The organism is Pseudomonas sp. Emmai (assembly GCF_055179735.1).
Genome location: NZ_CM143685.1, coordinates 290,884 through 305,896, shown reverse-complemented (window position 1 = coordinate 305,896; position 15,013 = coordinate 290,884). Strand labels below are relative to the sequence as shown.

Annotated in this window: 15 protein-coding genes; 4 read left to right on the top strand and 11 right to left on the bottom strand. The window is 59.8% G+C overall.

Annotated features, from left to right (window positions below; translation table 11 throughout):
• Nucleotides 1-77: 77 nt before the first annotated feature.
• From ACY4LX_RS01375 to ACY4LX_RS01335, 9 genes are all read right to left on the bottom strand, one after another.
• Nucleotides 78-704, bottom strand: coding sequence for an ABC-type transport auxiliary lipoprotein family protein (locus ACY4LX_RS01375; protein ID WP_463258979.1), 627 nt, complete (start codon nt 702-704; stop codon nt 78-80).
• Entirely contained in the window at nt 701-1,639 is a 939-nt protein-coding gene (locus ACY4LX_RS01370; RefSeq protein ID WP_463258978.1) for an MlaD family protein, read from the bottom strand. The genes ACY4LX_RS01375 and ACY4LX_RS01370 overlap by 4 nt, the downstream gene beginning before the upstream one ends.
• 1 nt (nt 1,640) lies before the next feature.
• Nucleotides 1,641-2,444 carry an ABC transporter ATP-binding protein gene (locus ACY4LX_RS01365; RefSeq protein ID WP_123515405.1) on the bottom strand — a complete coding sequence of 268 codons (804 nt, stop codon included), beginning with the start codon at nt 2,442-2,444 and terminating at the stop codon, nt 1,641-1,643.
• On the bottom strand, nt 2,441-3,589 hold the full coding sequence (locus ACY4LX_RS01360; RefSeq protein ID WP_463258977.1) for an ABC transporter permease: 1,149 nt from the start codon (nt 3,587-3,589) through the stop codon (nt 2,441-2,443). The genes ACY4LX_RS01365 and ACY4LX_RS01360 overlap by 4 nt, the downstream gene beginning before the upstream one ends.
• A 55-nt stretch (nt 3,590-3,644) precedes the next feature.
• Nucleotides 3,645-4,673 (bottom strand): DUF5924 family protein, encoded by a 1,029-nt coding sequence (locus ACY4LX_RS01355; RefSeq protein WP_463258976.1) that lies wholly within the window; start codon nt 4,671-4,673, stop codon nt 3,645-3,647.
• A 245-nt stretch (nt 4,674-4,918) separates the two neighbouring features.
• Nucleotides 4,919-6,295 (bottom strand): M16 family metallopeptidase, encoded by a 1,377-nt coding sequence (locus tag ACY4LX_RS01350; RefSeq protein WP_463258975.1) that lies wholly within the window; start codon nt 6,293-6,295, stop codon nt 4,919-4,921.
• Between the two features lie 52 nt (nt 6,296-6,347).
• The gene (locus ACY4LX_RS01345) at nt 6,348-8,006 is read right to left on the bottom strand and encodes a Na/Pi cotransporter family protein (protein ID WP_463258974.1); all 1,659 of its coding nucleotides are present in this window, start codon (nt 8,004-8,006) and stop codon (nt 6,348-6,350) included.
• 387 nt (nt 8,007-8,393) lie between these two features.
• Nucleotides 8,394-9,161 carry a TerC family protein gene (locus ACY4LX_RS01340; protein WP_463258973.1) on the bottom strand — a complete coding sequence of 256 codons (768 nt, stop codon included), beginning with the start codon at nt 9,159-9,161 and terminating at the stop codon, nt 8,394-8,396.
• 84 nt (nt 9,162-9,245) lie between these two features.
• Nucleotides 9,246-10,553: a CitMHS family transporter gene (locus tag ACY4LX_RS01335; protein WP_149659308.1), complete on the bottom strand. Its 1,308-nt coding sequence runs from the start codon at nt 10,551-10,553 to the stop codon at nt 9,246-9,248.
• A 414-nt stretch (nt 10,554-10,967) separates the two neighbouring features.
• On the opposite strand from ACY4LX_RS01335, the gene ACY4LX_RS01330 reads away from it, so the two are divergent.
• The 3 genes from ACY4LX_RS01330 to ACY4LX_RS01320 are packed head-to-tail and all read left to right on the top strand — an operon-like array spanning nt 10,968 to nt 12,902.
• On the top strand, nt 10,968-11,981 hold the full coding sequence (locus ACY4LX_RS01330) for an AAA family ATPase (RefSeq protein ID WP_463258972.1): 1,014 nt from the start codon (nt 10,968-10,970) through the stop codon (nt 11,979-11,981).
• The gene (locus ACY4LX_RS01325; protein ID WP_463258971.1) at nt 11,978-12,484 is read left to right on the top strand and encodes a hypothetical protein; all 507 of its coding nucleotides are present in this window, start codon (nt 11,978-11,980) and stop codon (nt 12,482-12,484) included. Before ACY4LX_RS01330 ends, ACY4LX_RS01325 begins: the two co-directional genes overlap by 4 nt.
• A gap of 16 nt (nt 12,485-12,500) precedes the next feature.
• A complete protein-coding gene (locus ACY4LX_RS01320) occupies nt 12,501-12,902 on the top strand; it encodes a GFA family protein (RefSeq protein ID WP_463258970.1) in 402 nt (133 codons plus the stop codon).
• Here the strand turns inward: ACY4LX_RS01320 and ACY4LX_RS01315 are convergent, their stop codons facing one another.
• Nucleotides 12,903-13,229 carry a DOPA 4,5-dioxygenase family protein gene (locus ACY4LX_RS01315; RefSeq protein WP_463258969.1) on the bottom strand — a complete coding sequence of 109 codons (327 nt, stop codon included), beginning with the start codon at nt 13,227-13,229 and terminating at the stop codon, nt 12,903-12,905.
• An 84-nt stretch (nt 13,230-13,313) separates the two neighbouring features.
• Between ACY4LX_RS01315 and ACY4LX_RS01310 the strand changes: the two genes are divergently transcribed.
• A complete protein-coding gene (locus ACY4LX_RS01310; RefSeq protein ID WP_463258968.1) occupies nt 13,314-13,979 on the top strand; it encodes an NAD(P)-dependent oxidoreductase in 666 nt (221 codons plus the stop codon).
• 13 nt (nt 13,980-13,992) lie between these two features.
• On the opposite strand, the gene ACY4LX_RS01305 is transcribed toward ACY4LX_RS01310, so the two are convergent.
• Complete coding sequence (locus tag ACY4LX_RS01305; protein WP_149659312.1) at nt 13,993-14,943, bottom strand: choline sulfate utilization transcriptional regulator; 951 nt, start codon at nt 14,941-14,943, stop codon at nt 13,993-13,995.
• Between the last annotated feature and the right edge of the window lie 70 nt (nt 14,944-15,013).

Here is a 15,013-nt window from a genome sequence, read left to right as displayed (position 1 = left end):
GCAGCAGTCCCATCTTTTGGGGCCGCTTCGCGACCCAGCGCGAGCAAGCTCCCTCGCCACAATGAGACGCCTGACCTTCAGGGCCTTGGCGATGGCGCCAGCTTCTGCCCTTGCTCCACCGCCCAACTCACCACCTGCGCCGTCAACTGATCGCTGGCCTGGCCAAACCCGGCCACCACCGCCGGCACCTTCATATCGCTCAGCGGCTGACGCACTTCAAAGCGCCGGCTCGCGAGGATGCGCTGGTCATACCCACGCACCAACAACGCATCCAGGCGCACGACCACACTCGCGTTCGGGCCCTGGTACTCCGTCTGGAACGCTTGCAGACTCCCGCCCAACTCCAGGTCCGCCTGGAAATTGCTGTCATCGGTGCTCAACAACGACACCCGACCATCGCGCTGAAACCCGTCCAGCAATCGATTACGCAGCAGCACCGGTGCCGGATCGCTCCAGCGCGACGCCTTGTAGCTGCTGATCAGATCCCCTTGAGGGATTACAGCGATTTTCGGGCTGTTCAACACTTCGCTGGCCTGGGGCTTGGCCAAGCGCAGCGACCAGCGTTGCGGCGTGCCGTGGCTGACCGTTGCGCTGCTCTGAGCCGACGGTAAGCGATAGACATCCGACGGCTCGGCCTTGGGCAGGATCGAGCAGGCGCTGACCAACACAAAACCGGCGAGGAGGGCGAGGTGAGTCAGCTTCATGGCGTGAATTCCTTGTTCTTGTCGCTGCCCAGCAGGTAACCGCTGGGGTTGGCTTCCAGGCGCTGGGAAATGGCTCGCAGCGAGGTCAGGGTGTCGCGCAATTCACGCACCGCCGGGGCCAGGCCATTGAGGCCCTGCATGCCGCTGTTGAGGGAATCCTGATTGTTGGTCAGCAACTTATTGATGGTCGCGCTGCTCTGCTCCAGCGACTTCATCGCCTGCTCGGCACTGCCGAACATCTGCTTGCCCTGATCGTTGAGCAGGCCATTGGCGTTGCGCATCAGCGCCGAGGTCTGTTCCATCATGGTGTTGGCCTGTTTGCCGACCGACGCCAGTTGCTGCATCGCCTGACGAATATCGCCGCGCTGCTCGGCGATGGTCCCGGTGGTTTGCTCCAGGTGCTCCAGGGTCTTGCTGATGCGCTCGACGTTCTCCGACGAAAACATCTGATTGGCGTTGTGCATCAACACGTTCACCCCGGCCATCAAGTCGTTACTGTCGTTCAGCAGGCGGGCGATGGGCGAGGGCGCCGCGACAATCGTCGGCAACTCGCCGTCCTTGCCCCGCAGCTTGGGACTTTGCGGCGTGCCGCCACTGAGCTGGATGATCGAGGTGCCGGTGATCCCGGTCAGCGCCAGTTTGGCCTCGGTGTCTTCCTTGATCGGCGTGTCGCCGCCAAGTCGAATCCGTGCCAGCACCCGACGCGGGTCTTTCGGGTCCAGGCGCAGGGTCACTACGTCACCGACCTTGATCCCGCTGTACTGCACGGCGCTGCCCTTGGACAGACCGCTGACCGCCTCATTGAAGACGATTTCGTAATCCTTGAACTCGGTGTCGACGCTGGACTTGGCCAGCCACAAACCGAAGAGCAGGGCGCCCGCCACCACAATCACGGTGAACAGGCCGATCAATACATGATGGGCTCGGGTTTCCATGTCAGACCTCGTTAAGCTGTTGAGCGGCCGTCAGCGCCGCGCGGCCCCGTGGGCCATGGAAGTATTCGTGAATCCACGGGTCGTCGGTTTCCGAGACCTTGTCGATGGCGTCCGCCACCAGCACTTTCTTCTGCGCCAGCACCGCCACCCGGTCGGTGATGGTGTAGAGCGTGTCGAGGTCGTGAGTCACCAGGAACACGCTCAGGCCCAGGGCATCGCGCAGGGTCAGAATCAGTTGATCAAACGCGGCGGCGCCAATCGGATCGAGGCCGGCGGTAGGTTCGTCGAGAAACAGGATGTCCGGGTCCAGCGCCAGGGCACGGGCCAGCGCCGCACGCTTGATCATGCCGCCGGACAGGGACGCCGGATATTTGTCTGCCGCCGACAGCGGCAACCCGGCCAACGCCAGTTTCACCGCCGCCAGGTGCTCGGCGTCGGCACGGCTGAGGCCGGCGTGTTCGATCAAGGGCAGGGCGACGTTCTCGGTCACGGTCAGCGAGGAGAACAGCGCGCCTTTCTGGAACAGCACACCGAAGCGCCGCTCAACCATCGAGCGCTCGTGTTCGGAGAGCGTCGGCAGGTTCTTGCCGAAGACCTTCACCACCCCTTCGCTGGGCTGGCGCAAGCCGACAATGCTGCGCAGCAACACCGACTTGCCGCTGCCGGAGCCGCCGACCACCGCGAGGATTTCACCTTTGTACAAATCCAGGTCGAGGTTTTCGTGCACGCTCTGGCTGCCGAAGCGATTGCACAGCCCACGGACTTCGATCACCGCCTCGGAAGGCGCTCGGGGTTGTCGACTCACCAGCCCATCTCCATGAAAAACAACGCGGCCACGGCATCGAGCACGATCACCACGAAAATCGACTGGACCACGCTGGACGTGGTGTGGGCGCCGACAGATTCGGCGCTGCCGCTGACCTTGAAGCCTTCCAGGCAACCGATGGCCGCAATCAGGAACGCGAAGATCGGCGCTTTGACGATCCCCACCAGAAAATGCTGAACGCCAATGTCGGTTTGCAGCAGCGACAGGAACATCGCCGGGGAAATCCCCAGCGACACCGCACACACCACACCACCACCGACAATCCCGGAAATCATCGCCAGAAAGGTCAGCATCGGCAGCGCCACCAGCAGCGCCAACACACGCGGGACCACCAGCAATTCCATCGGGTCGAGGCCCAGGGTGCGGATCGCGTCAATTTCTTCGTTGGCCTTCATCGAGCCGATCTGCGCGGTAAACGCACTGGCGGTGCGGCCGGCCATCAGGATCGCCGTCAGCAACACGCCGAACTCACGCAGGAAGGAGAACGCCACCAGGTCGACGGTGAAAATACTCGCGCCGAAACTGGCCAGCACCGTCGCCCCGAGAAACGCCACCACCGCGCCGACCAGAAAGGTCAGCAGGGCGACGATGGGCGCGGCATCGAGGCCGGTCTGCTCGATGTGCGCGACCATCGGCGTGATGCGCCAGCGCTTGGGGCGGAACAGCCCACGGGCGATGGTTTCGAGGATCAGGCCGACAAAGCCGAGCAGTTGCAGAGTGTCCTGCCAGACCGCGTCGACGGCGCGGCCGATGCGGGTCAGCAGTTGAATGCCGGTGCTGGTTTCCGGTTCCTTGAGCGGTACGCAGAAATCGGTCAGCGAGCAATAGACGGTGTGCAGCAACGCGCGATCGGCGTTGGAGATTGTGCACTCGGGGTGTTCGGCCGATCGGCCCAGACGCTCGGAACCCAGCAGCTCCACCAGCAGCGAGGCGCCGGCGGTGTCGAGCGCGCCGAGGCCATTGAGGTCGATGTGGGTGTTGTCGTCGTACTGGCCGCGCAGTTTGTCGCCCAGGCGCTTGAGGTCAGCGTAATGGGCAAGCGTCCAGTCACCTGTGACCCGCAACTGTGCAGGGGTGTGGGAGGTGTCCAGTTGGGCACTGCCGGGCAATGTGCTGCTGGTCATAAGCTCCGTGCTTGTTCGGTTGTTACGCAGGTCTAACGTAATAGCACGAACCGGATTACTTTTCTTTGATCGGTGTGCTGTCCTTGACCACGAAGCGCAATACGCCGATCACTTGGCCGTCTTCGGTCAGCACCCGAACCTGCCATTTGCCCGCCGGGTTGCCGGGGAAGTTCTGCTTGTGGGTCCAGGCCCGGTAGCCTTCCTTGCGCCCGCCGTGGATGTCCAGCGGGATGCGGTCGACTTCTTGGCCGTTGAACTGCCACACGTGATAAATCCGCTCATCCAGCCCGCGCGGCGCATTGATCGCGGTGTAGGCGTAGAGCCCGCCGCCGCGAATCTGCTCGGCGCTGACTTCGTCCAGGCTCTCGCCGGGGGTGCGGTCCTGCATTTGCGTGCTGATGGCGACGTCGGTCATCCACAGCGTCGCCGGCGGCACCCACGAACGCAGGACCCAGCCGAGGGCGCCGATGCCGAGGGTGATGCTCAGGATCGCCAGGGCGTTGCGCACGGTGCGGATCGGGAAAATCGACGCCAGGCTCGGGAACGACAACAACATGGCGATGCCCAGGGCCAGTTTGAAACTCTGGGACGTGGTCAGGTGCAGGATCACGGGCAGGGCGGTGAGCAGGGCGGCGAACAGGGTCAGCGTGTGCAACGCCAGGAACGCCCAACGCCGTGGGGCCAGCCATTTGTAATAGAGCGGGTCGATGATGGAAATCAGCGCCGAGATGCTCAGCAGCCCGGTGAAAAACAGTTGGCCGCTGTTCCAGGTGGTGGTGATGAAGAAGAACGGCAGGACGAAAAACAGGCTTTCCTGGTGGATCATCTGCGTCGCGTAACGCAGCAGTGGCTGGGGGATTTCTCGCTTGAACACCCGGGTAAACAGCTGCGTGAGGCTGTTTTCCAGCATCAGCCACACCCAGCTGACCAGCATGATCGTAGTGATCCAGGTCGCCAGACCCTGTTGGCGATCCACCAGCAAGAAACTGCCGACGCCGGAGATAAAACCACCGAGCGCAATCACCCCCGGATAGCGCTTCATCAATTCAAGACCGCGCTGGACGATAAGGGGCAGGGTAGGCATTCGGCGGTTCACATTAGTCGTAGGAAAAATCCTCGACAGGGTAACGCCGAGGAGCTTTTGTGGCGATCACATTCAGGCAACCACAAAACCAGAGTGAATGATGACCTGTGGCGAGGGAGCTTGCTCCCGCTGGGGTGCGAAGCGCCCCCAAAACCATTCACTGCATTTCTTCAGGTAAATCTTGCTGGCCGGTTTTACGACTGCTGCGCAGCCGAGCGGGAGCAAGCTCCCTCGCCACAGGGTAGTTAGTGTTTGCGATGCAAGCGCCAGCCCAGCACACCCAGCACCAGCAACCCAAACACCCCTGCCAACACCCACAACAACTGATCATCACTGATCAACGGCTTCTCGATCCGCAAATACCCCGGCTGCAGCAGCAACTCGCGCATGGCCTTGTTCGCTTCTTCCAGCGTCACCCCTTGCAGTTCCTTGGCCGGGTTGGTGAAGCGTCCGTCCTCATAATCCCCCAGGGCGCTCCAGTAGTAATCGGCCAGGGCGCTGTTGCCTTGCACGGCCCAGGACTGGCGAGCGATAGCGGCTTGCTTGAGGCGGTCGAAGGTCTCGGCGTCGAGGCCGTTCTTGAGCAGCTCGGCCTTCATGTCCTCCAGCACTTGCTTGGCTTCGTCGACGTTTTCGCGCTCAAGGTCGGCATTCAGGCTCATGAAACCGACGCTGCCGAACAACTCGCGCTCGGCCCACGGGCCGTAGGACAAACCATAGGCCAGGCGCATCTGCCGATAGAGCGCCCAATCCAGGTAATCCTTGAGCAGGTCAAAGGCTTGATCGGGGATGTCTTCCAGCACCGGCTCCGGCACCAGCCAGTGCAGCTTGGCCCCACCGCCGACGAAACCGTGGATCAGGCTGCGTTCATGGGCCGCGCTGGTCTTGATGTCCGGCAACGGCAAATGCTCGGACGGATCGACCGCCTCAAGCGGTCCCCAGGCCCGTTCCAGATAGGCCGGCAGCAGCTTGTCGAGGTCGCCGACCACGATCAGGGTCATGTTGTTGGGGGCGTACCAGGCCTTGCGCACCTTATCCAGCTGCTCGCGGGTCAGGTGATCGACTTCGGCCCGCTCGGGGCATTTGAGGCCCAGCTCCACCGCCAGTTGATTACTGGCGGTGTGGCCCAGGTCCTGACGATCCATCCAGCGCTGCAGGTGCGAATAGTGGCCGCCGTCTTCACGCTCGACCACTTGCTTGGCGGCGTTGATCGCGTTGTCGTCGAATCGGGTCTGGGTCAGCAGCGCCAACAACAGGTCGAGGACCTTGCGCTGGTTTTTCGCCGGGGCTTCGATCACGAAGGTGGTATCGGCGTTGCTCGTGAAGGCGTTCCATTCACCGCCCAGGGCCTGCATGCGTTCTTCCAGCCCCCCTTCACCGCTGGCGTCGATGCCGCTGAACAGCAGGTGTTCGAGCAGGTGCGGCAGTTCCTTTTCATCGCACTTGAAGTCATCGATGCCGACGCCGACCACCAGCCGAATCGCCACATGCCCACGGTCATTGCCGGGCTTGAGCAGCAATTGCAGGCCGTTGGGCAGCGCATAGCCTTCGACCTGGAAACGATCCAGGGCAAACGAAGGGAATGAACCGAGCAACAGACAGGCGAACAACAGACAACGCATAACGAGCTTCCAGGCTGAACCATTGTTACTGACTGGCCACACCGTCAGACGTTCAAGGTGAATGCGTGATGTCCGCCAAATCGTCAGCCGCCAGCGCACCGGTGTCGGACGTTTCCAATACCGCGTAGGCACTGCTGCAAAACAGCGAATTCAAGCGTTTCATGTCGGCGATCAACTCCAGGTGCAACGAACTGGTTTCGATACTTTGCACGATCTTACGTTGCAAACGGCTGACATGAGCATGGGCCAGGCGGCGTTCCTGTGCGCGAAAGCGACGTTTCTCGCGCAGTAACTGTCGGGCGCTTTCCGGATCGCTGCTGAGGAACACCGACAGCCCCAGGCGCAAATTGGAGATCAACTGACTGTGCAGCCCCGCCAACTCTTCCAGGCCGACTTCGGAAAACGAGCGGCGCTGCGAAGTCTTCTGCTGCTGGACCTTACGTAGCATGCGTTCGATCAGGTCGCTGGCGAGTTTGAGGTTGATCGCCAGCTCGATGATTTCCGCCCAGCGCCGACTGTCCTGATCGCTGAGGTCTTCCCGGGGCATCTGCGCCAGGTAGAGCTTGATCGCGCTGTAGAGCGCTTCGACGTCATCGGTGTGGCGACGCATTTCCTGGGTGACGGCGGTCTGTTTGCCGTGCAACACGTCGAGCATGGCTTCGAGCATGTTGTCGATCAGATCGCCAATGCGCAGGGTTTCCCGGGCGGCGTTGGCCAGCGCCAGGCTCGGGGTGACCAGCGCGGTCGCGTCCAGATGCCGGGGCTTGGCCATGCCGTTGAGTTCCGGGCGCTCCGGCAACAGCCAGGCGCAGAGCCTGGCCATCGGTCCGACGCTGGGCAACAGGATCAGGCAACGCGCGGTGTTGTAGAGCAAGTGGAAGCCGATGACCATTTCCTGCGGGCTGAAATCCAGGCTGTCGATCCAGTGCACGAGCGGGTCGAGCACCGGGATGATCAGCAACAGCCCAATCAGTTTGTACAACAGGCTGCCCAGCGCCACCTGGCGCCCGGCGGCGTTCTGCATGCTGGTGCTCATGAACGCCAGTACACCGCTGCCGATGTTGGCGCCGATCACCAGGCCGATGGCCACCGGCAGGCTGATCACACCGGCACCGGCCAGGGTCGCGGTCAGCAGGACGGCGGCCAGGCTGGAGTAGGAAATCATCGCGAACAGCGCGCCAATCAGGGCATCGAGCAGGATGTCGCCGGTCAGGGAGGCGAAGATCACCTTCACCCCTTGGGCGTGGGTGATCGGGGCGGCGGCTTCGACGATCAGTTGCAGCGCGAGGATGATCAGGCCCAGGCCGATGGCGACCCGGCCCATTTGTCCGACGCGGGTCTGTTTGCGCGACAGGAAGAAAATCACCCCGAGGAAGATCAGCAGCGGCGACAGCCACGACAGGTCAAACGTCAGCACCCGCGCCATCAGCGCCGTACCGACGTCGGCGCCGAGCATGGTCGCCAGCGCCGGGGTCAGCGCCATCAGGCCCTGGCCGACAAAGGAAGTGACCAGCATGGCGGTGGCGTTGCTGCTCTGGACCATGGCGGTCACGACGATACCGGCGATGAACGCCAGGCCACGCTTGGACATGTTCTGGCCAATCACATGGCGCAGATTGGAACCGTAGACCCGCAGGATGCCGGTTCGGACGATGTGCGTGCCCCAGATCAGCAAGGTCACGGCGGAAAGCAAATTGAGCAGGGTCAGCATGCTGGGCCCCCTGTGGTGGTAGCGTCCCAAAGGGACAAGTTGACGGTACCGCGCGACGTTCTACGTTCTGTACTTAAGCTGTAGTTGGCTAACGGTCTGGGCGCCAGCATCGCATAGCTAAAGAAGTGTTTGAAACAAAACTGTCATAAAAACAGCTTGATACAGAGATGAAAAAGGGGCCCGAAGGCCCCTGCGCAATATTTGGAGTCACCGCATGACTGTGGCGAGGGAGCTTGCTCCCGTTCGGCTGCGCAGCAGTCGTAAAACCGGCGAATGCGGTTCGTCTGATAAACTGCGTCGCCGATATGGGGGCCGCTTCGCGGCCCAGCGGGAGCAAGCTCCCTCGCCACAAAAGCAGCTTTGCCACACCGGCTCCATCACAGCAGATTACTGCCCCGGGATGTCCTTGCGCAGTTTCACCGGATCCTGCTGTTTCTTCTTTTTCGCAATCGCGGTGCGCATCTTGATGTTGATCGCTTCCACGGCCAGCGAGAACGCCATGGCGAAGTAGACGTAGCCTTTTGGCACGTGCACGTCGAAGGATTCGGCAATCAGCACGGTACCGACGATCAGCAGGAACGACAGCGCCAGCATCTTCAGCGACGGGTGCTTGTCGATGAACTCGCTGATGGTACCGGACGCCCACATCATCACCAGCACGGCGACGATGATCGCCGCGATCATGACCGGTACGTGGGAAACCATGCCGACGGCGGTGATCACCGAATCCAGCGAGAACACGATGTCGATGATCGCGATCTGGATGATGGTGTAGAGGAAGTTGCCGCCCTTGCCGCTGGGCTCTTCGTTGGTTTCTTCTTCGCCTTCCAGCGCGTGGTACATCTCTTGCGAGCTCTTCCACAGCAGGAACAGACCACCGAAGAACAGAATCAGGTCACGCCCGGAAATGCCCTGGCCGAACACTTCGAACAGGTCGGCGGTGAGGCGCATGACCCAGGTGATCGACAGCAGCAACAGGATCCGCGTGACCATGGCCAGGGCCAGGCCGAACAGCCGGGTGCGCTTTTGCATGTGCTTGGGCATGCGGCTGACCAGGATCGAAATCATGATGATGTTGTCGATGCCCAGGACGATCTCCAGGGCAGTCAGGGTGAAGAAGGCAACCCAGATTTCAGGGTTGGTCAGCCATTCCATGTGTATTCCTTTGAGCGAGTGTTAAACCCAGAAGAGCCGGGCTTCAACCAGCGAAGCGCGGCCCCGTCGGGGTGAGTCTTTGATTTATAGAGTGCTGAAAACCGGGAAAATCCCCATCAGCAACGCCGCAACCAATATGCAGAGGCACACCAGAACGGCCCATTTCAGAGTGAAGCGCTGGTGGTCACCAAATTCAATACCGGCCAGGGCCACCAACAGATAAGTCGATGGAACCAGCGGGCTAAGCAGGTGGACGGGCTGGCCGACAATCGAGGCACGGGCCATTTCCACGGCGGTGATGCCGTAATGGCTGGCGGCTTCGGCAAGAACCGGTAACACGCCGTAATAAAATGCATCGTTGGACATGAAGAACGTGAACGGCATGCTCACCAGTGCCGTGATCACCGCCAGGTACGGGCCGAGGAAATCCGGGATAACCGCCAACAGACTTTTCGACATGGCATCGACCATGCCGGTGCCCGACAGAATACCGGTGAAGATACCGGCCGCGAAGATCAAACCGACCACCGCCAGCACGCTGCCAGCGTGGGCCGCGACACGGTCCTTCTGCTGTTGCAGGCATGGATAATTGACGATCATCGCGATACTGAAGGCCACCATGAACAGCACCGGCAGCGGCAACAGGCCGGCGATCAAGGTACCCATCAGGGCCAGGGTCAGTGCGCCGTTGAACCAGATCAGCTTCGGACGACGGGCGTCCGGGAACTGCGAAACGCTGATTTCACTGTGGTCCACTTCGTCGCCCGCCAGGTGCAATTCACCCAGGCGCGCACGCTCGCGTTTGCCGTAGAAGTAGGCAATCGCCAGGATCGCCACCACACCGGCCAGCATCGCCGGAATCATCGGCACGAAAATGTCCGACGGGTCCACGTGCAGCGCACTCGCCGCACGAGCGGTCGGGCCGCCCCACGGGGTCATGTTCATCACGCCGCCGGCCAGGATGATCAAGCCGGCCATGATCCGCGGGCTCATGCCGATGCGGCTGTAGAGCGGCAGCATGGCGGCCACGCAGATCATATAAGTGGTCGCGCCGTCACCATCAAGGGAGACAACGAGCGCCAGAACGGCGGTACCGACCGAAACTTTCAACGGGTCGCCCTTGACCAGTTTGAGGATCTTGCGCACGGCCGGGTCAAACAGGCCGGAGTCGATCATCAGGGCGAAGTACAGAATGGCGAACATCAGCATCACGCCGGTCGGCGCAAGCTTGGTGATGCCTTCGAGCATCATCGGGCCGATCTTCGGCGCAAAACCGCCGAACAGGGCAAAGACGATTGGAATAATAATCAGGGCGATCAGCGCGGACAGGCGCTTGGTCATGATCAGGAACATGAACGTGATGACCATGGCAAAGCCAAGGAAAGTCAGCATGGGAATACTCCAGGCGTAGCGCGGCTAGGGAATGGGCGAACCGGGTGGGGTCAGCGCAGAACGGGAAGCACGAGGCGTACGGGGGGAGTTGCGGCAAAGCGGCGGGTAGCAGAAAACATCAGAATCACCATTGTTGTTGTTAATTGGGCCGTGCGAGCGATAAAACACAGGCATTGGCCAACCGGTCTGTTGCCGGTAGTGGGGGCGATCCTAATGGGGAAAGCTTTCAGCCAGCTTTCGCTGGTGAAAGGTCAGACGAGAGGCTCGGGCTCTTTCATACAAACGGGATGTCTAGGAGGGATGATTGTCGTAGGACCCTTCTGTAGTTTCCGAAGGGCTCCGCTCCCCGCTGTATGGAAGGGAATCGCAATGCTAGGCTTGCGCCACTGCAAAGTTTGAGAGGAGCCCCAACCAATGCTCAACAGCGTTGAATTAGACAATTTCGGTCCATTACAGAAGATCCGCTGGAGCAAACTCTCAAACTTGAATTTGATCATCGGAGCGAATAGCAGCGGCAAGACGTTTTTGCTGAAGGCGCTTTATTGCACGATGCGCACACTTGAAGAGTATCAGCGCGGAAATGAACAGCGGTCAGCTGCGGAAATATTGACTGACAAGCTTTACTGGACTTTTCAGGCTGACAAGATCGGCGATCTGGTAACAAAAAGCGCGGATAGTCCCCTGGTGTGCAAAGTCAAAGTGGACTCGCGCGAATTTCGTTATGGTTTCGGAAAGGACACGACCAAGTACATTGGCTCCCTGGAGAACCACGTTCCTCCACGAAGCAGTAATTCGATATTTCTCCCTCCCAAAGAAGTGCTCTCGCTGCAGCACATCATTTTGAAAAGCCGTGACATCGACAAAGATTTCGGCTTCGACGACACCTACTACGATCTGGCCAAAGCCTTGCGTCTCTTGCCTACAAAAGGAAAGAACCACGCTCATTTTGCAAAGGCTCGGCAGAACCTGGGAGAGATGTTTGGCGGCAAGATGGAGTTCGATAGCAGCACGAGCCGGTGGCAGTTCAAAAAGGGCAATCAAAAGTTCCAGATTGGCTCTACGGCAGAAGGCATCAAGAAAATTGCCATTCTGGATACCTTACTGGGTAATCGATATTTGACGAAAGACTCCATGGTGTTCATAGATGAGCCGGAATCTGCCTTGCATCCGGTAGCGATCACCAAACTGATCGACATTATTGTGTCCCTGGCTGACAGTGGTATTCAGTTCTTCATTGCCAGCCATTCGTACTTTGTGATCAAGGCGCTGTATATCGCAGCTCAAAAACAGAACATGTCAATTCCTGTTCTGTCATCTGTTGATGGCGAGTGGGTGAGCGACGATTTGCTCAAAGGTATGCCGGACAATCCCATCGTTGATGAATCCATTCGCCTCTACGAAGAGGAAGTGGAGTTGACGCTGGGATGACTATTTCAATCGAAGAATCAGGGATGGTTTTCGGGCCTTTCGCCGAGGATAAGATTTTCCGGATTGAATCGAGCCCTCTCTTCACCCATTTGGGAGAAGGGTTAAAGGTGTCTGAGTTTGTTCTACTGCGAGACGTTCCAGGTCGACCTCAAGCAGCCTGGTTCATAGAGGCCAAATCCAGTGCCCCCCAAGAGCATAGGATCTACGTTGAAGAGATTCGGCAGAAATTCACGAATTCTGTTCAATTGACATTCGCAGCCTGCCTTAAGCGACACCCCGATACCGAAGAACATCTACCCGGTGAATTCCGAAATCTGGATCTGGAAAGCTGTACCGTTAAGTGTTTGCTGGTGATACGTAACTTCCGTAAAGAGTGGATCGGTCCACTACAAGATGCTCTGAGCAAGGAAATGAGATCTCTAGTGAAAACCATGGGGTTTAGCCCCACGTCAATTACCGTCATTAACGATGAGAAAGCGCGTGAGCTGAATCTGATTGCCTGAACGAGGTCACTTCATCATGAGCTCTTTGCATACCGGCGGCTGCCACTGCGGACATCTGCGCTATCAATTCAGCGGGCCGCTGCACGACATCGCCCACTGCCATTGCTCGATCTGTCGGCGGGTCAGCGGCGGGATCGTGACCACCTGGATCACCGTGCCCGCCTCAGCGTTTGAATGGAAAGGTGGGACACCGGCGCGGTACGACTCTTCTGAACACTGCGCGCGATATTTCTGCCCGACCTGTGGGGCACAGGTGGCCCTGATCACGCAGCTCAGCCCCGAGAGCATTGACCTGACGATCGCCACCCTCGATCACCCGGAGCAGGCCCCGGCCGACCGGCACATCTGGACCGACAGCCGCTTGCCCTGGCTGCACCTGGACGAGCACCTGCCCAGTGAAGCCGAGGAAAACATCTGATCAGAAAATAGACAGGTTCAACGGCCGGATCGCGCCCATCCACACGGCGTGTTCGGTGTGATCGAGCAGGTCATCGCCAGTGTCCGGGTGCAGGAATACCACCAGACCGTTGCGGTTTAACACCAGCCACGGCAGCACCTCGCCAAGGAGTTCCGGCCCGAACGCCAACTGGCAGCTCCAGTCCGGGTGCGGACCGACCGGGCACTCATGCACGCGGCCCATCTTCAAAGGGAATAAGGTTGCGGCCTGTTCACACAAGGCCCTTGCCTGGTCGATCGTACTGGCGTCGAAATAGACGTGGGCGTGATAGCCCGTGATTTGCTGCATTTGAACCTCTCGAAAAACCCGGTCGAACCGTTGCCGTTTCCTACAGGTCACACACCATATAGGTAGGAAACAAGGAACTCAGCCATGAAAAATGCCGAAACCCCGGTGGTGAAAGTGGTGCTCTATGGTGCCATGAGTAGCCTGGGCAGTGCGCTGATGGCTGAAATGCTGCGGCGCCAGCATGAAGTGATCGCGATTCTCGATGACCTGACCGCGCTGGCGCCACGTCCGGGCCTGCGCACCAAGAACGGTGATCTGTTCGACGCCGAGCGGGTCAAGCAAAGCGTGGCCGGGTGTTCGGCGGTGATCTGTTTGCTGGACGCACCGGGCCTGCCGATCAACAGCGAACATGTGGAAAAAACCATCGTGCCGGGTCCGGTCGAGCAGGTGCTGGCGGTGGATGCGCTGATTGACGGCATGCAAGCCGCCGGCATTGGCCGGTTGTTCGTGGTGGGGGATTTTGCCGAACTCGATGAAGCGGAAGTCGAGGACGACCTTCAGCATCATGCCGCCGAAGAAATCCTCGAAGCCCTGCAAAGCAGCGGCCTGCACTGGACATTGGTGGATGCGCCGCGCGGGGCTGCCGGGCTGACCATCGAGCATTTCAGCCAGGTCAGCAGCAGCCTGGAGCCGGGGTTGGGCGAAGCGCTTGAGCGATTGAATCGGGTGGCCGTCGGTATTGCCGATGAGCTGCGGTTGAATCTGCACCTCGGGGAGCATGTGAGTTTTGTGGCGGCTTCCGGACCGTAAAGATTCCAGCCTTTCACACCGCAATCGACGGTAACGGCAAACCGTTCAACGACTGCGCACTGCTGGCCTGCTCCGCCATCAACCAATCCACAAACTGTTTAATCAACACCCCACGGCGTTTGCGCTGGGGCAACACCACGTAATAACCCAACCGGGAAATAATCGTGTCGGCGATCGGCCGGCACAACAAACCCTGGGCCAGCAAGTTATCCACAAGGTGCCGCCAACCGATGGCCACGCCCTGTCCGCCGATCGCCGCCTGGATCAACAAGGTGTAATTGTCGAAACGCAGCTGCCCCGGTGCCGGTGCGGACGTTAACCCCAGCTCACGGAATACGCCGCTCCAGTCGAACCAATTGGCGCTGTTTTCACCGCGAAGGTGCAGCAGCGGCAACTCCAGCAGCGACTGGATCGGCAAGGGCAGGGCGCGCTCCTTCAACAACAGCGGACTGCACACCGGGAACACTTCCTCGCTGAACAGCCAATGGCTTTCTCCCTGTTTAAAGCGGCCATCGCCAAACAGGATCGCCACGTCGATATCGGTGCGCAGCATGTTGTGATTGCGCTCGCTGGTAACCAGGCTGACGTCGACCTGCGGATTGGCTTCATGGAAGCGGTGCAGGCGCGGCATTAGCCAATACGCCGCGAAGGCGAAATCGGTGGCGACTTGCAGCACTTCATGTGATTGCTGAGCGCTGATTGCGGTCAACCCTGCATCGATATTCTGCAAACCGAGCTGAACCTGCTCGAAAAGGATCATCCCGGTTTCGGTCAATTCGATACCGCGATAGATGCGATCGAACAGCCGCGTGCCGAGCTGTTCCTCCAACCGCTTGATCTGCTGACTGATCGCAGGCTGCGTGGTGCCGAGCTCAACCGCAGCCGCGGTGAAGCTGTGCTGACGGGCCGCTGACTCGAAGGCGCGCAGCAGGTCCAGGGACAAATCACCAAGGGCGTCATACATAAGCTGTGCTTATCCTAGTCATTGCCGTGCATGGGCTTTACCGTAAAACGCATGGACTCCATGCTCGATC